This window comes from Leisingera sp. SA215 (genome assembly GCF_055902035.1).
The window spans coordinates 18,988-40,065 of sequence record NZ_JBVVXU010000002.1; the positions used below are offsets into that span (position 1 = coordinate 18,988).

At 60.0% G+C, this 21,078-nt stretch carries 32 protein-coding genes; 31 read left to right on the plus strand and 1 reads right to left on the minus strand.

Annotation, left to right across the window (positions count from 1 at the left end):
• Positions 1-7 precede the first annotated feature (7 nt).
• Complete coding sequence (locus AC0KW6_RS04530; protein WP_474034236.1) at positions 8-814, minus strand: putative rhamnosyl transferase; 807 nt, start codon at positions 812-814, stop codon at positions 8-10.
• 412 nt (positions 815-1,226) lie between these two features.
• Here AC0KW6_RS04530 and rpsL point away from each other — a divergent pair, with 412 nt between their 5' ends.
• The 31 genes from rpsL to AC0KW6_RS04685 all read left to right on the plus strand — a co-directional run bounded on the left by rpsL (position 1,227) and on the right by AC0KW6_RS04685 (position 20,887).
• On the plus strand, positions 1,227-1,598 hold the full coding sequence (gene rpsL / locus AC0KW6_RS04535; RefSeq protein ID WP_005621086.1) for a 30S ribosomal protein S12: 372 nt from the start codon (positions 1,227-1,229) through the stop codon (positions 1,596-1,598).
• 15 nt (positions 1,599-1,613) lie between these two features.
• On the plus strand, positions 1,614-2,084 hold the full coding sequence (gene rpsG / locus AC0KW6_RS04540; protein ID WP_024088529.1) for a 30S ribosomal protein S7: 471 nt from the start codon (positions 1,614-1,616) through the stop codon (positions 2,082-2,084).
• A gap of 18 nt (positions 2,085-2,102) precedes the next feature.
• Positions 2,103-4,220 carry an elongation factor G gene (gene fusA / locus AC0KW6_RS04545; protein ID WP_474034238.1) on the plus strand — a complete coding sequence of 706 codons (2,118 nt, stop codon included), beginning with the start codon at positions 2,103-2,105 and terminating at the stop codon, positions 4,218-4,220.
• 64 nt (positions 4,221-4,284) lie between these two features.
• Positions 4,285-5,460: an elongation factor Tu gene (gene tuf / locus AC0KW6_RS04550; RefSeq protein WP_323776164.1), complete on the plus strand. Its 1,176-nt coding sequence runs from the start codon at positions 4,285-4,287 to the stop codon at positions 5,458-5,460.
• Between the two features lie 387 nt (positions 5,461-5,847).
• A complete protein-coding gene (locus AC0KW6_RS04555; protein WP_474034239.1) occupies positions 5,848-6,321 on the plus strand; it encodes a GNAT family N-acetyltransferase in 474 nt (157 codons plus the stop codon).
• Between the two features lie 389 nt (positions 6,322-6,710).
• Positions 6,711-7,025, plus strand: a complete 315-nt coding sequence (rpsJ, locus tag AC0KW6_RS04560) for a 30S ribosomal protein S10 (RefSeq protein ID WP_019298501.1) — start codon at positions 6,711-6,713, stop codon at positions 7,023-7,025.
• A gap of 18 nt (positions 7,026-7,043) precedes the next feature.
• On the plus strand, positions 7,044-7,748 hold the full coding sequence (gene rplC / locus AC0KW6_RS04565) for a 50S ribosomal protein L3 (protein WP_024088531.1): 705 nt from the start codon (positions 7,044-7,046) through the stop codon (positions 7,746-7,748).
• On the plus strand, positions 7,745-8,362 hold the full coding sequence (gene rplD, locus AC0KW6_RS04570; protein ID WP_323783584.1) for a 50S ribosomal protein L4: 618 nt from the start codon (positions 7,745-7,747) through the stop codon (positions 8,360-8,362). Before rplC ends, rplD begins: the two co-directional genes overlap by 4 nt.
• Positions 8,359-8,655: a 50S ribosomal protein L23 gene (locus AC0KW6_RS04575; protein ID WP_024088533.1), complete on the plus strand. Its 297-nt coding sequence runs from the start codon at positions 8,359-8,361 to the stop codon at positions 8,653-8,655. Before rplD ends, AC0KW6_RS04575 begins: the two co-directional genes overlap by 4 nt.
• 435 nt (positions 8,656-9,090) lie before the next feature.
• Positions 9,091-9,936 (plus strand): macro domain-containing protein, encoded by an 846-nt coding sequence (locus tag AC0KW6_RS04580; RefSeq protein ID WP_474034241.1) that lies wholly within the window; start codon positions 9,091-9,093, stop codon positions 9,934-9,936.
• A complete protein-coding gene (locus AC0KW6_RS04585) occupies positions 9,929-10,486 on the plus strand; it encodes a TIR domain-containing protein (protein ID WP_474034242.1) in 558 nt (185 codons plus the stop codon). The genes AC0KW6_RS04580 and AC0KW6_RS04585 overlap by 8 nt, the downstream gene beginning before the upstream one ends.
• Before the next feature lie 276 nt (positions 10,487-10,762).
• Positions 10,763-11,605 carry a 50S ribosomal protein L2 gene (gene rplB / locus AC0KW6_RS04590; RefSeq protein WP_323783580.1) on the plus strand — a complete coding sequence of 281 codons (843 nt, stop codon included), beginning with the start codon at positions 10,763-10,765 and terminating at the stop codon, positions 11,603-11,605.
• A 3-nt stretch (positions 11,606-11,608) separates the two neighbouring features.
• Entirely contained in the window at positions 11,609-11,887 is a 279-nt protein-coding gene (gene rpsS / locus AC0KW6_RS04595; RefSeq protein WP_024088539.1) for a 30S ribosomal protein S19, read from the plus strand.
• 3 nt (positions 11,888-11,890) lie between these two features.
• Positions 11,891-12,271 (plus strand): 50S ribosomal protein L22, encoded by a 381-nt coding sequence (gene rplV / locus AC0KW6_RS04600; RefSeq protein WP_024088540.1) that lies wholly within the window; start codon positions 11,891-11,893, stop codon positions 12,269-12,271.
• Complete coding sequence (gene rpsC / locus AC0KW6_RS04605; protein WP_323775808.1) at positions 12,271-12,981, plus strand: 30S ribosomal protein S3; 711 nt, start codon at positions 12,271-12,273, stop codon at positions 12,979-12,981. The genes rplV and rpsC overlap by 1 nt, the downstream gene beginning before the upstream one ends.
• A 12-nt stretch (positions 12,982-12,993) precedes the next feature.
• Positions 12,994-13,407, plus strand: a complete 414-nt coding sequence (rplP, locus tag AC0KW6_RS04610) for a 50S ribosomal protein L16 (protein WP_024088541.1) — start codon at positions 12,994-12,996, stop codon at positions 13,405-13,407.
• A gap of 190 nt (positions 13,408-13,597) precedes the next feature.
• Positions 13,598-14,218 carry a TIGR02466 family protein gene (locus AC0KW6_RS04615; RefSeq protein ID WP_474034363.1) on the plus strand — a complete coding sequence of 207 codons (621 nt, stop codon included), beginning with the start codon at positions 13,598-13,600 and terminating at the stop codon, positions 14,216-14,218.
• Positions 14,219-14,348: 130 nt separating this feature from the next.
• On the plus strand, positions 14,349-15,389 hold the full coding sequence (locus AC0KW6_RS04620; RefSeq protein ID WP_474034243.1) for a succinylglutamate desuccinylase/aspartoacylase family protein: 1,041 nt from the start codon (positions 14,349-14,351) through the stop codon (positions 15,387-15,389).
• Between the two features lie 220 nt (positions 15,390-15,609).
• Entirely contained in the window at positions 15,610-15,810 is a 201-nt protein-coding gene (gene rpmC / locus AC0KW6_RS04625; RefSeq protein ID WP_024088545.1) for a 50S ribosomal protein L29, read from the plus strand.
• Positions 15,811-15,821: 11 nt separating this feature from the next.
• Positions 15,822-16,052: a 30S ribosomal protein S17 gene (gene rpsQ / locus AC0KW6_RS04630; RefSeq protein WP_024088546.1), complete on the plus strand. Its 231-nt coding sequence runs from the start codon at positions 15,822-15,824 to the stop codon at positions 16,050-16,052.
• 101 nt (positions 16,053-16,153) lie between these two features.
• A complete protein-coding gene (gene rplN / locus AC0KW6_RS04635) occupies positions 16,154-16,522 on the plus strand; it encodes a 50S ribosomal protein L14 (protein ID WP_005621870.1) in 369 nt (122 codons plus the stop codon).
• A gap of 2 nt (positions 16,523-16,524) precedes the next feature.
• A complete protein-coding gene (gene rplX, locus AC0KW6_RS04640) occupies positions 16,525-16,830 on the plus strand; it encodes a 50S ribosomal protein L24 (protein WP_024088547.1) in 306 nt (101 codons plus the stop codon).
• Positions 16,830-17,393, plus strand: coding sequence for a 50S ribosomal protein L5 (gene rplE / locus AC0KW6_RS04645; RefSeq protein ID WP_323775806.1), 564 nt, complete (start codon positions 16,830-16,832; stop codon positions 17,391-17,393). Before rplX ends, rplE begins: the two co-directional genes overlap by 1 nt.
• 20 nt (positions 17,394-17,413) lie before the next feature.
• The gene (gene rpsN, locus AC0KW6_RS04650) at positions 17,414-17,719 is read left to right on the plus strand and encodes a 30S ribosomal protein S14 (protein WP_024088549.1); all 306 of its coding nucleotides are present in this window, start codon (positions 17,414-17,416) and stop codon (positions 17,717-17,719) included.
• A 13-nt stretch (positions 17,720-17,732) separates the two neighbouring features.
• Positions 17,733-18,125, plus strand: coding sequence for a 30S ribosomal protein S8 (gene rpsH, locus AC0KW6_RS04655; protein WP_024088550.1), 393 nt, complete (start codon positions 17,733-17,735; stop codon positions 18,123-18,125).
• Between the two features lie 13 nt (positions 18,126-18,138).
• A complete protein-coding gene (rplF, locus tag AC0KW6_RS04660) occupies positions 18,139-18,672 on the plus strand; it encodes a 50S ribosomal protein L6 (RefSeq protein ID WP_323775805.1) in 534 nt (177 codons plus the stop codon).
• Positions 18,673-18,683: 11 nt separating this feature from the next.
• Positions 18,684-19,043: a 50S ribosomal protein L18 gene (rplR, locus tag AC0KW6_RS04665; protein WP_027257354.1), complete on the plus strand. Its 360-nt coding sequence runs from the start codon at positions 18,684-18,686 to the stop codon at positions 19,041-19,043.
• A gap of 131 nt (positions 19,044-19,174) precedes the next feature.
• Positions 19,175-19,744 (plus strand): 30S ribosomal protein S5, encoded by a 570-nt coding sequence (gene rpsE / locus AC0KW6_RS04670; RefSeq protein WP_024088553.1) that lies wholly within the window; start codon positions 19,175-19,177, stop codon positions 19,742-19,744.
• Positions 19,745-19,757: 13 nt separating this feature from the next.
• Positions 19,758-19,946, plus strand: coding sequence for a 50S ribosomal protein L30 (gene rpmD, locus AC0KW6_RS04675; RefSeq protein WP_024088554.1), 189 nt, complete (start codon positions 19,758-19,760; stop codon positions 19,944-19,946).
• A 244-nt stretch (positions 19,947-20,190) separates the two neighbouring features.
• Positions 20,191-20,403: a DUF1127 domain-containing protein gene (locus AC0KW6_RS04680; protein ID WP_323775803.1), complete on the plus strand. Its 213-nt coding sequence runs from the start codon at positions 20,191-20,193 to the stop codon at positions 20,401-20,403.
• A 271-nt stretch (positions 20,404-20,674) separates the two neighbouring features.
• A complete protein-coding gene (locus AC0KW6_RS04685; protein WP_323775802.1) occupies positions 20,675-20,887 on the plus strand; it encodes a DUF1127 domain-containing protein in 213 nt (70 codons plus the stop codon).
• Positions 20,888-21,078 lie beyond the last annotated feature (191 nt).

A 21,078-nucleotide genomic window follows, 5' to 3' on the forward strand; every position in this document is an offset into this window, starting at 1 on the left:
GGGCGGCTTACCGCGGCTTGAACGCCGCGCGCACCTTGGCTGCCCGCAAACCAAAGACCGTGGCGAACTCCAGCTCCTGCCCGGCGGTCAGCGGCGCGACGTCAACCGCTGCCGCGCCGCCTTGCCGGGAATCGTTGAACCGGTTGTGGCTGCGGACCCACATGGGGGCGTCGGTTATGGTGACAGAGGGCATGTGATGGTGAATACGGTGATGGGCAAAGTTCATGATCGTTTTTCGGCTGCCCGCCGCCACATACATGCCGAGGGCCGCCGTGAAATAGGGCCGGACAACCGGCGCAGCTGAAATTCCGTCCGGGCCGAATTCCGCTATGTAGCCGCGGTTGAAATCAATCGCGCCTGCGGCGGACTTGGCAAACAGCTTGGCGCAGTCCTTTGCGGTGTCCCGCAGACGCTCGACAAAGTCGGTTGCCACCGCGTCATCATCGTCGAACCTGAACTGCAGGCAGGGCTCGCCCGGTTTTCGCCGCGCGCCGTTCAGAAGCTCCTTCATCACCTCGCGGTGCTTGCGCGGCGGTTCGGCGCAAAGCCGGACTTGCGGCAGGTCTGCGATCAGATCCTGCAGCCGGTCGCGGTGACACCGGGGCAGGCTGTCGCCGATCACCATGATCAGGTCGAAATCCGGATCGGTCTGTTCGCGAAGGCAGGGCAGGGCGACGGTTTCCAGCAGCCGGAACCGCTCCTCCATCCGGGCGTCGGCATAAAGATAGGCCATGCGCTCTTCGATTGTTTCGTGCTCCACCTGGAACCCGCCGATCGCCGGGTAGGAAAACCGGCACAATCCAATGACTTGCATTCTGAAATCCGTCTTATATTAACAGGTTGCCGCAGCGACTATGGCGGCCTGCCGTGCCGCGGGCAAGGGGGCTGCAAGGGGCCGGCGATGGAAGGGCAGGGCGCCCGGAACGCAGTCTGCCGCCGCAGGGCGCCCAAGGCCGGCGCCGGCCGCTGTTGACAACCTGCGCGACTCCCCATATACGCGCGCTTATCCGGCACCCGGAGTGTATTCTTCGAAAGCCGAATTCAAAATTGCAGTGGCTCAAGGCTTGGGCACTTTTACCACCCGGGCCCTCTGTAACCTCACCGCGTCGTCTCACCTCGGAATGGGAGCGATTGCGGTTTTTGCGCTTGTGGACGCACAAGTGCAGCGAAATCACCCGCACGCGCCGGCGTGCATGACAGTGTTGCAAAACGGGGAATAAACCGGAATGCCAACGATCCAGCAGCTGATCCGCAAGCCGCGTCAGCCGAAAGTTAAACGCTCGAAGTCCATGCACCTGGAACAGTGCCCGCAGAAACGCGGCGTCTGCACCCGTGTGTACACAACCACTCCGAAAAAACCGAACTCCGCGATGCGGAAAGTTGCGAAGGTCCGCCTGACCAACGGTTTCGAAGTGATCTCCTACATCCCCGGTGAAAGCCACAACCTTCAGGAGCACTCTGTGGTTCTGATCCGCGGCGGCCGTGTCAAAGACCTTCCGGGTGTCCGTTACCACATCCTGCGCGGTGTTCTGGATACCCAGGGCGTTAAAGACCGTAAGCAGCGTCGTTCGAAGTACGGCGCGAAGCGTCCTAAGTAAGAAGGAGAGGCTGATATGTCACGTCGTCACGCCGCTGAAAAACGCGAAGTCCTGCCCGACGCCAAGTTCGGCGACCGCGTTCTGACCAAATTCATGAACAACCTGATGATCGACGGCAAGAAGTCGGTCGCAGAGCGTATCGTCTACAATGCCTTTGACCGCGTTGAGACCAAGATCAAGCGCGCTCCGGTTGAAGTGTTCCACGAAGCTCTCGACAACATCAAACCCTCGGTCGAAGTCCGTTCGCGCCGTGTGGGCGGTGCCACCTACCAGGTGCCGGTTGAAGTCCGTCCCGAGCGCCGTGAAGCGCTGGCAATCCGCTGGCTGATCACTGCTGCGCGCAAGCGCAACGAAAACACCATGGAAGAGCGCCTCGCAGGCGAGCTGATGGACGCCGTCCAGTCCCGTGGCACCGCAGTGAAGAAGCGCGAAGATACTCACAAGATGGCCGAGGCAAACAAAGCCTTCAGCCATTACCGCTGGTAAGCCGGAGGACCTAGACCTATGGCACGCGAATATCCGCTCGAACTGTACCGTAACTTCGGTATCATGGCGCACATCGACGCAGGTAAAACCACCTGCTCCGAGCGCATCCTGTTCTACACCGGCAAATCCCACAACCTTGGCGAGGTGCACGACGGTGCAGCCACCATGGACTGGATGGAGCAGGAGCAGGAACGCGGCATCACCATCACCTCGGCTGCGACCACCACCTTCTGGGAACGCACCGAAGACGGCGAAACCGCTGACTCGCCCAAGCACCGCCTGAACATCATCGACACCCCCGGCCACGTCGACTTCACCATCGAAGTTGAACGCTCGCTGGCGGTTCTCGACGGTGCTGTCTGTGTTCTGGATGCCAACGCCGGTGTTGAACCGCAGACCGAAACCGTGTGGCGTCAGGCTGACCGCTACAAGGTTCCGCGCATGGTGTTCGTCAACAAGATGGACAAAATCGGCGCCGACTTCTTCAACTGCGTCAACATGATCGAAGACCGCACCGGCGCCCGCGCGGTTCCGGTTGGTGTGCCGATCGGCGCCGAGACCGAGCTGGAAGGCCTGGTCGACCTGGTCAACATGGAAGAATGGCTGTGGCAGGGCGAAGACCTTGGCGCATCGTGGATCAAAGCACCGATCCGCGACAGCCTGAAGGACATGGCTGACGAATGGCGCGGCAAGATGATCGAGGCGGCCGTCGAAATGGACGACGACGCTATGGAAGCCTACCTGGAAGGCGAAGAGCCCGACGTGCCGACCCTGCGCAAACTGCTGCGCAAAGGCACCCTCGAGCTGGCATTTGTGCCGGTTCTGGGCGGCTCCGCGTTCAAGAACAAAGGCGTTCAGCCGCTGCTCAACGCCGTGATCGACTACCTGCCCAGCCCGCTGGACGTTGTCGATTACATGGGCTTCAAACCCGGTGACGAGACCGAGACCCGTGACATCCCCCGCCGTGCGGATGACAGCATGGCGTTCTCCGGCCTGGCGTTCAAAATCATGAACGACCCCTTCGTCGGTTCGCTGACCTTCACCCGCATCTACTCGGGCGTCCTGAGCAAGGGCGACACGCTCCTGAACTCGACCAAGGGTAAAAAAGAGCGGGTCGGCCGGATGATGATGATGCACTCGAACAACCGTGAGGAAATCACGGAAGCGTTCGCGGGCGACATCATCGCGCTGGCAGGTCTGAAAGACACCACCACCGGCGACACCCTCTGTGCCGTCAACGATCCGGTGGTTCTGGAAACCATGACCTTCCCGGATCCGGTGATCGAGATCGCGGTTGAGCCCAAGACCAAGGCCGACCAGGAGAAAATGTCCCAGGGTCTGCAGCGTCTTGCTGCCGAAGATCCGTCCTTCCGTGTGGAGACCGACATCGAGTCCGGTCAGACCATCATGAAGGGCATGGGCGAACTTCACCTGGACATCCTGGTCGACCGTCTGAAGCGCGAATTCAAGGTCGAAGCCAACATCGGCGCGCCGCAGGTGGCCTACCGCGAGACCATTTCCAAAGAGGTCGAGCATTCCTACACCCACAAGAAACAGTCGGGTGGTTCGGGCCAGTTCGCCGAGGTGAAGCTGATCATCTCGCCGACAGAGCCGGGCGAAGGCTACTCCTTCGAATCCCGTATCGTCGGCGGTGCGGTTCCGAAGGAATACATCCCCGGCGTCGAAAAAGGCATCAAGTCCGTCATGGACAGCGGCCCGCTGGCCGGCTTCCCCGTGATCGACTTCAAGGTTGCCCTGATCGACGGTAAGTTCCACGATGTGGACTCCTCGGTTCTGGCCTTTGAAATCGCCGCCCGCATGGGCATGCGTGAAGGCATGCGCAAAGCTGGTGCGAAACTGCTCGAGCCGGTGATGAAAGTCGAAGTGATCACCCCGGAAGACTACACCGGCGGTATCATCGGCGATCTGACCTCGCGCCGCGGCCAGGTGTCCGGCCAGGAGAACCGCGGCAACGCAATCGCGATCGACGCGTTTGTGCCGCTGGCGAACATGTTCGGCTACATCAACACGCTGCGTTCGATGAGCTCGGGCCGCGCCCAGTTCACCATGCAGTTCGACCACTACGAACCGGTTCCGCAGAACATCTCGGAAGAGATCCAGGCGAAATTCGCGTAAGCGTCTTGAAAATTGAGGGGTTCGCGTCCGCTGCGGGCTCCTCTCGAAACTATAGGAGGCCACCATGGCTAAGGAAAAGTTTGAACGCACAAAACCGCACGTCAACATCGGCACCATCGGCCACGTTGACCACGGCAAAACCACGCTGACCGCAGCAATCACCAAATACTTCGGTGACTTCAAAGCCTACGACCAGATCGACGGCGCACCGGAAGAAAAAGCCCGCGGCATCACCATCTCGACCGCCCACGTCGAGTATGAGACCGACACCCGCCACTATGCCCACGTCGACTGCCCCGGCCACGCTGACTATGTGAAGAACATGATCACCGGCGCGGCGCAGATGGACGGCGCGATCCTGGTTGTGAACGCTGCTGACGGCCCGATGCCGCAGACCCGCGAGCACATCCTGCTGGGCCGCCAGGTCGGCATCCCGCACATGGTTGTCTTCATGAACAAAGTCGACCAGGTCGACGATGAAGAGCTGCTGGAGCTGGTGGAAATGGAAATCCGCGAGCTGCTGTCGTCCTATGACTACCCGGGCGACGATATCCCGATCATCGCCGGTTCGGCTCTGGCCGCAATGGAAGGCACCAAGCCTGAAATCGGCGAAGAGAAGATCAAGGCGCTGATGGCGGCTGTCGACGAATACATCCCGACCCCGGCGCGTGCTGTTGACCAGCCGTTCCTGATGCCGGTTGAAGACGTGTTCTCGATCTCCGGCCGCGGCACCGTTGTGACCGGCCGTGTCGAGCGCGGCGTGATCAACGTTGGCGATTCGATCGAAATCGTCGGCATCCGCGACACCCAGACCACCACCTGCACCGGTGTGGAAATGTTCCGCAAGCTGCTGGACCGCGGTGAAGCCGGCGACAACATCGGCGCCCTGCTGCGCGGCATCGACCGCGACGGTGTTGAGCGCGGCCAGGTTCTGTGCGCACCGAAGTCGGTGAACCCGCACACCAAGTTCGAAGCCGAAGCCTATATCCTGACCAAGGAAGAAGGCGGCCGTCACACGCCGTTCTTTGCGAACTACCGTCCGCAGTTCTACTTCCGCACCACCGACGTGACCGGCACCGTGACCCTGCCGGAAGGCACCGAGATGGTGATGCCGGGCGACAACCTGAAGTTCGACGTTGAACTGATCGCCCCGATCGCGATGGAAAACGGCCTGCGTTTCGCGATCCGCGAAGGCGGCCGCACCGTCGGCGCCGGCGTTGTGTCGAAAATCACCGAGTAAGACGGCTTTGCCGTCTGGTGGCGGCAGGCGGTTTTCCGCAGGAAAATCGCCGGGAGCCACTCAGGTGAGATGATGGAAAGGGCCGCTCGAAAGAGTGGCCCTTTTTCTGCTATTGGAAAACCTGGGCCAGCCGGAACAAAGCCGCAGGCCCCGGTCAGGCGCGCTCTCTTCGCATTATTGATCAGACTAACGGAATGACAGTTCGCTGGTTTGGCTCATTTCACGAAAGCAGGCGTTTGTTCTGAATGCAGCGTATGTGTAAAAGGAGTCCACAGTTCGCGATGCTGCATGATGCACGGATGTCTGCTACCGTGGCCTGTGCTTCCCTGCATACAAGACTTGGAACCAACACAGCGTGGCTACGGCATAAAGGCATTGAGGACCGGAATGGACTACCAAATAGCTTTACTCTTCGATCAAGCGGACGCAATGCAACGATTGGCCGAGTTGTTCATCGCCGAGTGGACGCCGTGGTACGGGCCGGATGGCAAAGGAAGTGCAGAAGCCGACCTTATCGGATGCATGAACCGCGACCAATTACCGATTGCCGTTGTGGCGGTGAGCAAGGATGGGCAGATTCTCGGTACTGCCGCGCTCAAACTAGAATCGCTCGGATCGGAGCATTTTGACGGTCCTTGGTTGGCCGCTGTGGTAGTTGATCCAGATTTTCGTGGTCACGGCATCGGAACATCATTGATACAAGCAGTGGAAGAACAAGCTCGAAGGCTTGGTTTCGCCAAAATTTACACATCGACTGATGCTGCTAGCTCAATTGTCGAAAAACGCGGGTGGAAGTGCTTGAACCACACCGTGCAATCCTTGCGCGGACCCATTTCAATTTATAAGTTGGCGTTCGTTTAAGCAGCAATCTTAACGCGATCCACGTCATAAACATGATCGAACCGCCCTAGGCGATCAATATTCTTCGTGGGTGATAAGCCGCCATTCATACTTGCAACAGGAACGGCAGCAATGTCCGCGTTGCCGCCGATGAGTGCAGTGCTCAGTCTCCGCTCTGTCCGCGTAACCTGCCTTTAACTCTCCCTAACAAACCCCAAACCCGCCGTACGCCCCAAACGCAACCGTTTCGGTGCGAAACCCCTTGCCAGACTGCCGCAGCAGGCGTATAGCGCGCAGGTTCGCTCTGTGCGGATAGAGGCGGGGTGATTCCCGCCTTTTGGGTTCGATGAGGGTTCGCGGTGGTCGCTGGCCCTCCTCTCAACCTCAACGCCTCAATAAAGGCAGATGTAATGCAAAGCCAAAACATTCGCATTCGGCTGAAGGCATTCGATTACCGCGTGCTGGATGCCAGCACCCAGGAAATCGTCAACACAGCCAAGCGCACCGGCGCTCAGGTCCGTGGCCCGATCCCGATGCCGAACAAAATCGAGAAATTCACTGTTCTGCGTGGCCCCCACGTTGACAAGAAATCGCGCGACCAGTTCGAAATCCGGACCCACAAGCGCCTGCTCGACATCGTTGATCCGACCCCCCAGACCGTGGACGCGCTGATGAAGCTCGACCTCGCCGCTGGTGTGGACGTCGAAATCAAGCTGCAGTCGTAAGATCGGAGGGTAATGAATATGCGCTCTGGTATTATCGCAAAGAAAGTCGGCATGACCCGGCTGTTCCTGGAAGACGGCAAGCAGATCCCTGTGACCGTTCTGTCGCTGGACGGCCTGCAGGTTGTTGCACAGCGCACCGATGACAAAGACGGCTACACCGCCGTTCAGCTCGGTGCTGGGTCCGCCAAGGCAAAGCGCACGTCGCAAGCCATGCGCGGCCACTTCGCCGCTGCCAAGGTTGCCCCGAAGCGGAAGCTCGTGGAATTCCGCGTGCCCGCAGACGCCCTGATCGAAGTCGGCGCCGAAATTTCGGCCGAACACTTCCTGGCAGGCCAGAAAGTGGACGTCACCGGCACCTCGATCGGTAAAGGTTTCGCCGGTGCCATGAAGCGGCACAACTTCGGCGGCCTGCGTGCGACACACGGTGTGTCGATCTCGCACCGTTCGCACGGCTCCACCGGTCAGTGTCAGGATCCGGGCAAAGTCTTCAAAGGCAAGAAGATGGCCGGCCACATGGGCGCAGCCCGCGTGACCACCCAGAACCTGGAAGTGGTGAAAACCGACGCCGACCGCGGCCTGGTCTTCATCAAAGGCGCCGTTCCCGGCCCGAAATCCGGCTGGGTTACCGTCAAGGACGCCGTGAAGAAGAAAGCCCCCGAGGGTCTGCCTTTCCCGGCCGCTCTGAAAACTGCGGAAGCTCCCGCGGAAGGTGGTGAAGCATGAAACTTGACGTGATCAAACTCGACGGCGGCAAGTCCGGCGACATCGAACTGTCGGAAGACCTGTTCGGCCTGGAGCCGCGTGCGGACATCCTGCACCGTGTGGTCCGCTGGCAGCGCAACAACGCGCAGCAGGGCACCCACAAGGTGAAGACCCGCTCGGAGACCTCCTACTCTACCAAGAAGATCTATCGCCAGAAGGGCACCGGCGGCGCACGCCACGGTGACCGCAACGCGCCGATCTTCCGCAAGGGTGGTATCTACAAGGGCCCGACCCCGCGGTCGCACGGCCACGATCTGACCAAGAAGTTCCGCAAGCTGGGCCTGCGCCATGCGCTGTCCGCCAAAGCCAAAGCGGGCGAACTGGTCATCATCGAGGATGCAGCCTCCGAAGGCAAAACCGCCGCTCTGGCCAAACAGGTGAAAAACCTGGGCTGGAAACGCGCGCTGGTCATCGACGGCTCTTCGGTCAACGAAGACTTCCTGAAAGCGTCGCGCAACATCGAAGGCCTGGATATCCTGCCGACGATGGGTGCAAACGTCTATGACATCCTGAAGCGTGACACCCTGGTGATCACCAAAGCAGGTGTCGAAGCACTGGAGGCTCGCCTGAAATGAGCGCTAAAGCAGAACACTACGATGTGGTCCGCAAGCCGATCATCACCGAGAAAACCACCATGGCGTCCGAAAACGGCGCAGTGGTCTTTGAGGTGGCAATCGACTCGAACAAGCCGATGATCAAAGAAGCCGTCGAGGCGCTCTTTGGCGTCAAGGTGAAAGCGGTCAACACCACCATCACCAAGGGCAAGGTGAAGCGCTTCCGCGGCCAGATGGGCCGCCGGAAAGACGTGAAGAAAGCCTATGTGACCCTGGAAGAAGGCAACACCATCGACGTGTCCACCGGACTCTGAGATCTGCCTCTCTGACAAGATTGGAAGGCCCTCGCGCAAGCGGGGGCCTTTTTCGTTAGGGAAGGGGGGGGGCTGGGGCTTGCGGGCATGGCGGGGTCCTCGTGAAGGGTCTGCCTTTATCAGTAGCCGCTGCCGGTTAAGATTTGCGCAGCCTAGCGTGCGCTGCTCGTGCAACGGGCTGCCAAAGCGCTGCCCTGTGATCTTGCCCATAGCGCGGCAGCAAGGCCGCAGGCCGCCGCGCCAGCACCATGCTGAAAGCATGACGCTGGCATGACCCGCCCCCATGGGGCGGCGCTTTGGCTGGCGGTGTGCGTGCCGGCGAGGTCGTACGGATTTGGCCGGGATAAACTGCCAAACGCCACGTTGAATTCACCCCTTGCGGGTTATTGAGTGCGCTTATACACCCTTTTGAGCAAGGTTTGAGTTGGGCGGAAAATGAAGAAAATCGTGGATCACTGGCGCGATTTGTTGGGGTCAGTGCTATGGGCTTTTGGGGCCATCTTTCTGAGCTTGGAGGCTTTTGAGGTCCTCACGGATGCCAACATCTCTATGAATTTCTGCGCTTTCTTGGCGCTAGGGGTCTTGCCTGGAGTTTGCGTGTTCCTCGTGGATGGCTATCTACTGAATGGCTTTCTTAAAGGTGAAGTTACAATTCCTAACCCTGGGAACGACACGTTGATACAAGTGAAGTTTTCGGACTTGTTCGAGGAAACGGGTTGGAAGGTTGTCGGTGTCAATGATTTCTTCGATAGCCACGTTGACGAGGATCTAGTTTCTTCGCGATCTCTACATGGGATTGCTCTCAACAAATTCTGGAGCGAGAACCGGCAAAATTGGGTGGAACAGATTAACTCTTCCCTTCGACACATTGATGGGCGGCAAGAAACGCGACGGAAAGGTAACAAGACTAGATACCCCATTGGCACGACGGCACGTGCGTCGGCTGATAGTCAGAAGTTCTTGTTTGTTGCACTTGGCGAAACCGATGCCGATACCAACGTAACCTCAGCAAATGCGGAAATGTTGATTGCCGCAGTGAGGGGGGTGTTGGTTGAGGCAAGGGCGGCCTGCTCACTGGAGCCATTAGCAATTCCCTTAATGGGGTCTGGGCTGGCGCGCGTCGGCATAAAAAACTCTGTCCTACTCGACCTCATTATTACGGCTATTCTCGAGGAAAGTCGGCGTGGCCGGATAACTAAGGAAATCAAGATCATACTTCCGCACGAAAAAAGCGGTGAATTTAACCTCAAAGATCATGTGAGGAATTGGACGCATGGCTAGTAGAACCGGAACATATTTTGCATTTGATGGACTAGGTCAAACCGACCCTACCAAGTCTGATTTTCGATACTATGCGACCGTGCAGGGATGGAATGCCTTAAAAGGTATCGATTTTAAGTTCGTAAACAGTCATGACAAAGCCAGCTCCGTAGGGGACACGAGCAAACTTGCTACTTTGCAAGCCAGTATCCGCCAAAGGCTGGCGGCTTCCAAAAATATGGTTGTTATTGTTTCTGCGGATACACGCCGTGTCGGAAGCTTGCTGTCTTGGGAAGTTGAAAAGGCTGTGGACACTTACGAGCTTCCACTCATTGTTGCCTACACGGGCTTTCCCTCCATCTTGAATCCTTCAGCGCTTCGAGGGCTTTGGCCCAAAACTCTTGCTGACCGGCTCGACAGTGGTGATGCGGCGGCTATTCATATCCCTTTCAAAAAGGACGCCCTTTTTGATGCGATCCGGCGCTTTACAATTAATGGTGAGGAGATTGGGGGGGCTTTGGTCCACTACACTCGCGAAGCTCAGGTCAATTGGGGTTATACCAGACGTTAGAGTGTGGCATTGGATAGTTGGAGCTAGGTGGTTAAAGGGTGCTACGCGGCATCAGTAGCTTCCTCTCGACATACCCCTAGACACCCCCCCGCATCTCTGTTACCTCGCACCAATCCTGCAGACCCCGGATTCGTTCCGGGGTTGTTACGTTTGTCAGGATGCATCAACTCTGGGACCTTCGGGGCCCTATATCTTTGGCACCTACGGGGGCCTTAAACATAGCCGGGCCAAAGACAATAACCTAAGGCCGGGCACGCTAAACGGAAGACAGAAAGCATGGCACTCAAGTCGTATAAGCCGACGACGCCGGGCCAGCGTGGGCTGGTTCTGATCGACCGTTCGGAGCTTTGGAAAGGGCGTCCGGTCAAATCTCTCACTGAGGGTCTGACCAAATCGGGCGGCCGGAACAACACCGGACGGATCACTGCACGCCGCCGTGGCGGCGGCGCAAAGCGCCTCTACCGGATCGTTGACTTCAAACGGAACAAATTTGATGTAGCGGCCACCGTTGAGCGGATCGAATACGACCCGAACCGGACCGCATTCATCGCGCTGATCAAATACGAAGACGGCGAACAAGCCTACATCCTGGCGCCGCAGCGCCTGGCCGTCGGCGACAAGGTCATCGCTTCGGCGAAGGCTGACATCAAGCCGGGCAACGCAATGCCGTTCTCGGGCATGCCGATCGGCACCATCATCCACAACATCGAAATGAAGCCCGGCAAAGGCGGCCAGATCGCCCGTGCAGCCGGTACCTACGCTCAGTTCGTTGGCCGGGATGGCGGTTACGCCCAGATCCGCCTGTCCTCGGGCGAGCTGCGCCTGGTGCGTCAGGAATGCATGGCCACCGTCGGTGCCGTGTCGAACCCCGACAACTCGAACCAGAACTTCGGTAAAGCCGGCCGTATGCGCCACAAGGGCAAGCGTCCTTCGGTGCGTGGTGTCGTGATGAACCCGATCGACCACCCCCACGGCGGTGGTGAAGGCCGGACCTCCGGTGGCCGCCACCCGGTGACCCCCTGGGGCAAACCGACCAAGGGCAAACGGACCCGCAACAAAAACAAGGCGTCGCAGAAGCTTATCGTCCGCTCGCGCCACGCCAAGAAGAAAGGCCGCTAATCCATGGCACGTTCCGTATGGAAAGGCCCCTTCGTTGATGCTTATGTCCTGAAAAAGGCCGAAGCAGCGCGTGAGTCGGGCCGCAATGAAGTGATCAAGATCTGGTCGCGCCGTTCCACCATCCTGCCGCAGTTCGTCGGCCTGACCTTTGGTGTCTACAACGGCAAAAAGCACATCCCAGTCAACGTCTCGGAAGACATGATCGGTCAGAAGTTCGGTGAATATTCGCCGACCCGCACCTATTATGGCCATGCCGCTGACAAAAAAGCGAAGCGGAAGTAAGTCATGGGTAAGGAAAAGAATCCCCGCCGCGTGGCCGACAACGAAGCAATGGCAAAACTGCGCATGCTTCGCACCAGCCCGCAGAAACTGAACCTGGTGGCTCAGATGATCCGTGGCAAGAAAGTCGAGAAGGCGCTGACCGACCTGACATTCTCCAACAAGCGGATTGCTCAGGACGTGAAGAAATGCCTTCAGTCCGCCATCGCAAACGCGGAAAACAACCACAACCTGGACGTCGATGAACTGGTCGTCGCCGAGGCGTGGGTCGGCAAGAACCTGACCATGAAGCGCGGCCGCCCGCGTGCCCGTGGCCGGTTCGGCAAAATCCTGAAGCCGTTTGCGGAGATCACCATCAAGGTGCGTCAAGTTGAGGAGCAAGCCTAATGGGTCATAAAGTCAATCCGATCGGCATGCGCCTGCAGGTGAACCGCACCTGGGACAGCCGCTGGTACGCTGACACCAAAGACTACGGTGATCTGCTGCTCGAGGACCTGAAAATCCGCGAGTTCATCAAGACCGAGTGCAAGCAGGCAGGTATTGCACGGGTGATCATCGAACGCCCGCACAAGAAATGCCGCGTCACCATTCACACCGCCCGTCCGGGCGTCATCATCGGCAAGAAAGGCGCGGACATCGAAGTCCTGCGTAAAAAGCTGGCCGCGATGACCGACAGCGAGCTGCACCTCAACATCGTTGAAGTGCGCAAGCCGGAACTGGACGCAGCTCTGGTCGGCGAGTCCATCGCCCAGCAGCTGGAACGCCGTGTGTCCTTCCGCCGCGCGATGAAACGTGCCGTGCAGAATGCCATGCGCATGGGCGCCCTGGGTATCCGGGTGAACGTCGCGGGCCGTTTGGGCGGTGCTGAAATCGCCCGTACCGAATGGTACCGCGAAGGCCGCGTGCCGCTGCACACCCTGCGTGCCGACATCGATTACGCACCCACCGAAGCGATGACCCCCTATGGGATCATCGGGATCAAGGTCTGGATCTTCAAAGGCGAGATCATGGAGCACGATCCGGCGGCGCGTGACCGTAAAGCACAAGAAATCCAGGACGGCCCAGCACCTCGCGGTGCCGGTGGCGGCCGTCGCTAAGGAGGATTTGAGATGCTTCAGCCAAAGCGCACTAAATTCCGCAAGATGCACAAGGGCCGGATCCACGGCCTGGCAAAAGGCGGTTCCGACCTGAACTTCGGCACCTATGGCCTGAAGGCAACCACTCCTGAGCGTGTGACTGCACGCCAGATCGAGGCTGCCCGCCGCGCCATGACCCGGCACATGAAACGCCAGGGCCGTGTCTGGATCCGTATCTTCCCGGACACTCCGGTGACCTCGAAGCCGACCGAAGTCCGTATGGGTAAAGGTAAAGGCTCCGTGGACTACTGGGCAGCCAAGGTTAAGCCTGGCCGCGTGATGTTCGAGATCGACGGCGTCACCGATGAAGTCGCCCGCGAGGCCCTGCGCCTGGCAGCGATGAAACTGCCGGTCAAGACCCGCGTCGTGGTTCGCGAAGACTGGTAAAACCTGCCAGTTTTGAAAATATTAAGACCCCCGTTGAGCAATCAGCGGGGGTTTTTCGTTGCGCCCGCCAGCCGGGGCGCTGCCGCCGCCGCCCCTGGCGGCTGCCCCGAGTATTGCGAACCGGAAAGAAGCGGCGATGCTGTGCAGGATGCATCTCGCCAAGGCAGGGGCGCTGGGGTATCAGAGCGCCATGGCCCAGATTGAATCGCTCTTTGTGACCCGCCTCTACCGCGCGCAGCTGTCCGAACACGGACCATCGATTGACGCGCAGGAACTGGAGAACTCCTGTCTTGTCATCGCCGGCGACGACGATGCCGGGCAGGACTGGTGCGAGGAGAATGGCTATCCCGGCTATACCTCCTATGCGTCGCTGAGCGATCTGCCCTGGCGGTTTCCGATCTTTGCCGATCTGGTGAAATCGCTGGATCTGCATGTCGCGGCTTTTGCCGGGGATCTGGAGCTGGACCTGGACGGGCGCAAGCTGGTGCTGGAGGATCTGTGGATCAACATCCTGCCCGAGGGCGGCACCCACGCCAGCCACATCCACCCGCATTCGGTGATTTCCGGCACCACCTATGTGTCGATGCCCGAGGGCGCCTCGGCGCTGAAGCTGGAGGACCCGCGCCATGCGATGATGATGGCGCACCCGCCGCGCACCAAGGATTGCCGCCAGGAACTGCGGACCTTTGTCTATCAGTCGCCCAGCGTGGGCGACGTGCTGCTGTGGGAAAGCTTCATCCGCCACGAGGTGCCCTTGAACATGGCCGAGGACGAGCGGGTGTCGGTCAGTTTCAACTACCGCTGGGAGTGAGCGCCGTCTTGGGAAGGCTCCGGGGGAGCGTTTCAGGCGGGACCGGCAGAGCGCCGGCGCGGCCCGTCGCGATTGCGTAATGCGGAAAACTAGTTAAGGCTGTCGGGGCATCTGTTCGAAAGGCCATGCCATGGCGCCCCGTCCTGACTTTGAAATCGGCGGCTTCCGCATCCCGCCCGGCACCCGCTGTACGGTGGACCTGCCAGTGAGCGTGCTGTCGGACCACACGCCGGTCACCATGTCGGCGCATGTGGTCCACGGGACCGCGGACGGGCCTGCGCTGTTTGTCTCCGCCGCGATTCACGGCGACGAGGTGATCGGCGTGGAAATCGCCCGCCGCCTGCTGCGCAGCCGCAAATTCTCCCGTCTCAAGGGCACCTTGATCGTGGTGCCGATCGTCAACACCTTCGGGTTTCTGAACCATTCCCGCTACCTGCCGGACCGGCGCGACCTCAACCGCTGTTTTCCGGGCAGCGGCAGCGGGTCGCTGGCCAGCCGCCTGGCGTATCTGTTCATGACCGAAGTGGTGGACCGCTGCGATCTTGGCATCGACCTGCATTCCGCCGCCATCCACCGCAGCAACATGCCGCAGATCCGGGTGTCGCCGAAGGCGCAGGAGACCCTGGAGTATGCCGATGCCTTTGGCGCGCCGGTGGTGATCCGCTCCGGGCTGCGCGACGGCTCCCTGCGCAAGGAGGCGCAGGTGCGCGGGGTCGACGTGCTGCTGTATGAGGCCGGCGAGGGGCTCAGGTTCGATGAGCAATCCGCCCGGGTCGGGGTGGCCGGCATCCTGCGGGTGATGCACGCGCTGGACATGATCCCCGAGGACGGGGTGCCGCTGGCCGAGGTGGTTCCGGTCCGTGCGGGCAGCAGCAGCTGGGAGCGCGCGCCCGCCGGCGGGTTGCTGCGGACCTACAAGACCACCGGCGAAATGGTCGAGGAGGGCGACGTGCTGGGGGTTGTTTCCGATCCCTTCGGCGAAAACGAGGAAGAGCTGCAGGCAAGCCAGGCCGGTCTTATCATCGGCCGTGCCAACATGCCGATCGTGAATGAGGGCGACGCCCTGTTCCACATCGCCAGAGTGAACACGGCGGAGGCCGAAAGCCGCATCGAGAGCCTGCACGCGCAGCTGGAGGACGCGGCGATGTTCGACGAGGATGAGATCATCTGAGCCGCCGCAGGGCAGGCGGGGGCGCGGAGCATCCCTATCTTTCCCTTGCCCCTGCACCCTGTCTCCTCTATAGGGACCCATCGCCTGTCCCCTTTCCGCTTTGGATTCGGGCCGGGTGATTCTTTTTTGCCGCGCTTTCCGGCGCGGTTGACATAACCCACCAGGTCAAAGGTTACCCGCCTCAGGGGCCTTCTGGTGCTTTGGACAAGGAACAAAGGCGATGAACGCCAATGATCTGCGCGACAAAACCGTGGATGAACTCCGCGATGCCCTCGCATCCCTGAAAAAAGAGAGCTTCAACCTGCGTTTTCAGCAGGCGACCGGTCAGCTGGAAAACACTGCAGGCATCAAAGCGGCCCGCCGCAACGCTGCCAAAGTGAAGACCATCCTGAACGAAAAAGCTGCTGCAGCAGCTGAATAAGGAGCGACACGATGCCCAAACGTATTCTCACTGGCACCGTGACCAGCGATGCCAACGCCCAGACCGTGACTGTTTCGGTTGAACGCCGCTTCACGCATCCGGTTCTGAAGAAAACCATCCGTAAGTCCAAGAAATACCGGGCTCACGATGAAAAGAACGCTTTCAAGGTCGGCGACTCTGTACGCATCATCGAATGCGCGCCGAAATCGAAAACGAAACGCTGGGAAGTTCTGGAAGCCTAAGAGTCTCATCTCGAGACTCCTGGCGACTGGGCTGAAAAGCAAAGTCGAAACCCTGGGGGATCACGCCACGCATCGGCGCCCCATAGGTCGGGAGAAACCACATGATCCAGATGCAAACAAATCTGGATGTTGCTGACAACTCCGGCGCCCGCCGAGTTCAGTGCATCAAGGTTCTGGGTGGCTCCAAGCGTAAATACGCATCCGTAGGCGACATCATTGTCGTTTCGGTCAAGGAAGCCATCCCGCGCGGCCGCGTGAAAAAAGGCGACGTCCGTAAGGCCGTTGTCGTGCGCACCGCCAAAGAAGTCCGCCGCGAAGACGGCACTGCAATCCGGTTCGACCGGAACGCAGCCGTTATCCTGAACAACAACAACGAGCCGGTTGGTACCCGTATCTTTGGCCCGGTTGTTCGTGAACTGCGCGCGAAGAATTTCATGAAGATCATCTCGCTTGCTCCGGAGGTGCTGTAATCATGGCTGCTAAACTCCGCAAAGGCGACAAGGTCGTCGTGCTGTCCGGCAAAGACAAAGGCAAAGAAGGCGCTATCGCCTCTGTTGACCCGAAAGCCGGCAAAGCCATCGTCGAGGGCGTGAACATGGCGATCCGCCATACCCGCCAGTCGCAAAACGAACAGGGCGGCCGTCTGCCCAAAGCACTGCCGATCGACCTGTCGAACCTGGCGCTGCTGGACAGCAACGGCAAAGCAACCCGCGTCGGCTTCCGCGAGGAAGACGGCAAGAAGGTGCGCTTCGCCAAGACCACCGGGGAGACTGTCTGATGCTTGACGCTGCAACCTACACCCCGCGTCTGAAGACTCTTTACAAGGACGCCATCCGCGGCGCCCTGAAAGAAGAGTTCGGCTACAAGAACGAGATGATGCTCCCCAAGCTGGAGAAGATCGTTCTGAACATCGGCTGCGGCCGCGCTGCTGTCAAAGACAGCAAGAAAGCCAAATCCGCCCAGGCGGATCTGACTCTCATCGCGGGCCAGAAAGCTCTGACCACCGTGGCAAAGAACTCCATCGCCGGCTTCCGCGTTCGCGAAGGCATGCCGATGGGCGCCAAGGTGACCCTGCGCGGTGACCGGATGTACGAATTCCTCGACCGTCTGATCACCATTGCGATGCCCCGTATCCGCGACTTCCGCGGCGTTTCGGGCACCTCTTTCGACGGCCGCGGCAACTATGCCATGGGCCTGAAAGAGCACATCGTGTTCCCGGAAATCGATTTTGATAAAATCGATGAGCCCTGGGGCATGGACATCGTGATCGCCACCACCGCGAAAACCGACGCGGAAGCAAAGGCGCTGTTGAAAGCTTTCAACATGCCCTTCAACAGCTAAGCGCGGGAAGGATAGAGACCATGGCTAAGAAAAGCATGATCGAACGCGAGAAGAAGCGCGAACGCCTGGTGGCAAAATATGCCGCAAAGCGTGCCGAGCTGAAAGAGATCGCGACTGACGAAAGCCGCCCGATGGAAGAGCGTTTCAAAGCGCGTCTGAAACTGGCGAAACTGCCGCGCAACTCGTCGGCAACCCGTCTTCACAACCGCTGCCAGCTCACCGGCCGTCCGCACGCTTACTACCGTAAGCTGAAGGTCAGCCGTATTGCGCTGCGCGAGCTGGGGTCTGCTGGTCAGATCCCCGGCATGGTGAAATCGAGCTGGTAAGGGAGAGACAGATATGAACGATCCTATCGGCGATATGCTCACCCGTATCCGTAACTCTCAGATGCGCGGCAAATCCACTGTCCTGACCCCGGCTTCCAAGCTGCGGGCCTGGGTGCTGGACGTGCTGGCGGACGAGGGCTACATCCGCGGTTATGAGAAGATGACTGGTGCCAATGGCCACCCGGCCATCGAAATCAGTCTGAAATACTTCGACGGCGAACCTGTCATTCGCGAGCTTAAGCGGGTCTCCAAGCCCGGCCGCCGCGTTTACATGGGCGTCAATGACATCCCGTCGGTCCGTCAGGGCCTGGGCGTGTCGATTGTCTCCACCCCCCAGGGTGTGATGTCGGACGCAAGCGCACGCGCAGCCAACGTTGGCGGCGAAGTGCTCTGCACCGTCTTCTAAGGAGGCCTCGCAGATGTCCCGTATTGGTAAAAAACCGGTCGAACTGCCCAGCGGCGTGTCCGCTGCCGTGTCCGGCCAGACCATCGAAGTGAAAGGCCCGAAAGGCGCCCGCACCTTCACTGCCACCGACGACGTGACCCTGGTGGTCAACGACAACGTGGTCACCATCGAGCCGCGCGGCAAGTCCAAGCGTGCCCGTCAGCAGTGGGGGATGTCCCGCACTCAGGTGGCCAACCTCGTCACCGGCGTGACCCAGGGCTTCAAGAAAGAACTGGAAATCCAGGGTGTGGGTTACCGGGCTCAGATGCAGGGCAACACCCTGAAGCTGAACCTGGGCTACAGCCACGATGTCGACTTCACTGCACCTGATGGCGTCACCATCACCGCACCGAAGCAGACCGAAATCGTTGTGGAAGGTATCGACCAGCAGCAGGTGGGCGAAGTCGCGGCGAAAATCCGCGAATGGCGCCGTCCCGAGCCGTACAAAGGCAAGGGCATCCGCTATAAGGGCGAGTTCATCTTCCGCAAGGAAGGCAAGAAGAAGTAAGGACCAGCAAAATGGCAAACAGCAAACGTACCCTGTTTCTGAAGCGCCGGCTGCGCGTCCGGAACAAGCTTCGCAAAGTGAACGCAGGCCGTCCGCGTCTGTCCGTGCACCGTTCGAACAAGAACATCTCTGTTCAGTTGATCGACGATCTGCGCGGCGTGACCGTGGCCTCCGCTTCGACCCTGGAAAAAGATCTCGGCGTAGTTGGCAAGAACAACGTCGAAGCAGCGACCAAAGTGGGTGCTCTGATCGCCGAACGCGCAAAAGCGGCCGGTGTGAGCGAAGCCTACTTCGACCGCGGCGGCTTCCTGTTCCACGGCAAGGTGAAGGCTCTGGCCGACGCTGCGCGTGAAGGCGGTCTGAAGATCTAAATCCCATGCGGGCGGCCTTCAGGGGCCGCCCCGATGATCCGGGAGGCCGGCCATGCGCCGGACCTCACCAGGATTGGAACAACAGGCGCTCCGTGCTTTGTGCAGTGCGCCTCTCTTAAAAGGAATGCCTGATGGCAGAACGTGATAACCGCCGCGGCAACCGCCGCGACCGTGACGAGACACCGGAATTCGCAGATCGCCTGGTCGCGATCAACCGCGTGTCCAAAACCGTAAAAGGCGGTAAGCGCTTTGGCTTTGCCGCCCTGGTTGTCGTTGGCGACCAGAAGGGCCGCGTCGGCTTTGGCAAGGGCAAGGCGAAAGAAGTGCCCGAGGCGATCCGCAAGGCGACCGAGCAGGCCAAGCGCCAGATGGTCCGTGTGCCGCTGAAAGAGGGCCGCACCCTGCACCACGACATGGCCGGCCGTCACGGCGCAGGCAAAGTTGTGATGCGTACCGCACCGGAAGGTACCGGTATCATCGCAGGTGGCCCGATGCGTGCCGTCTTCGAAATGCTCGGCATCAAGGACGTTGTGTCCAAGTCGATCGGCTCGCAGAACCCCTACAACATGATCCGCGCCACCCTGAACGGCCTGCAGAAAGAGCAGAGCCCGCGTGCGGTGGCTCAGCGCCGCGGCAAAAAGGTCGCTGACATCCTGCCCAAGCGGGACGAAGCACCGGCAGCCGCCGAAGCTGAAGCGTAAGGAGTAGAGAGACATGGCAAAAACCATCGTCGTCAAGCAGATCGGCTCGCCGATCCGCCGCCCCGCCAAACAGCGCGCAACCCTGGTTGGCCTGGGCCTGAACAAGATGCACAAGACCCGTGAGCTGGAGGACACTCCTTCGGTGCGCGGCATGGTCGACTCGATCCCGCATCTGGTTCAGATCATCGAAGAGCGCGGCTAAGCCCTTTTCGATCCCTGACTAATGAAAACGCCTCCGGGAAACCGGGGGCGTTTTTCGTTGGCGCAGAGGTCCGGGCAAGGGCAGGGCGGTCACCGGCCATTCAGCCCCTTGCGCCGCTTGCATAGCGGCTTGCCGGTTCCGTCAGTTGTTGGAATCGCAGCGCCCCCCTATCTCGGGGTCACAGCAAATGACCACACACAGACCACCGGGAATAGGCCCGGCCGCAGAGATAAGGATCGTTTCGATGGCACATGTTATCAGCACCGCATACAGCCCCCAAAGCCTGACCGCACGCATCCGTGCAGCGGTGGCAAGCCTGGCCGATTCCTGGGACAAAGCCCGCGAATACCAGCGCACCTACAACGAGCTTGACGCGTTGAGCGATCACGCGCTTTCCGACATCGGCGTGCGCCGGGACGATATCGCCGATCTGGCGCGCCGGCACGTCTACAACTAAGAATTCCCCCCTTCCCGGACGCTTCTCTCCTCCTCCTCTTCTTTCGTGTCCGGGCCAAAACGCCCCTGCCCTCTCCCGGCAGGGGCGTTTTCTTTTGCGCCCCGCTCAGGATACCTCAGGCGATCGTGCCATGCGGGAACTGCATAGCGGCCAGACCAAAACATCCATTGTGGCTGTCCCGCGGCGTCCTTATGTCCCGTTCACTTGAAACGAACAGATCATGCACCGCGCCGGGAGCACGTCCCGGCACCGATGTGAAGGACCAAGAACAATGGCATATTCAACTCTCTCCGCGCCCTCCGCCGGGATCTCCGCCCGTTTCGCAGGCTTTGCCGCCGGGCTGATCCGGACCTGGAAACTGCGCCGCGACTACAAGGCGACCGTGACCGCCCTGCAAGCGATGTCCGCCCGTGACCTGGCCGATATCGGCCTTAGCCGCGGCGCCATCCCCGGCGTTGCCCGCGAGCACGTCTACGGCAGGTAATCTCCCTGGCCGGCCCCGGATCCTCCTCCCTCTCCGAAAGACCGGCCCGAAAACGCCCCCGCCCTCCCGGCGGGGGCGTTTTTGTTTGCCGGGGAGGTGTTGCCCCGGCACCGTACGCCCCGCCCACACGGCTTTAACGCTGCTGTGGCAGGATCGTCCCCGGTCATGATCACCCGCCGGGCCTGACACCC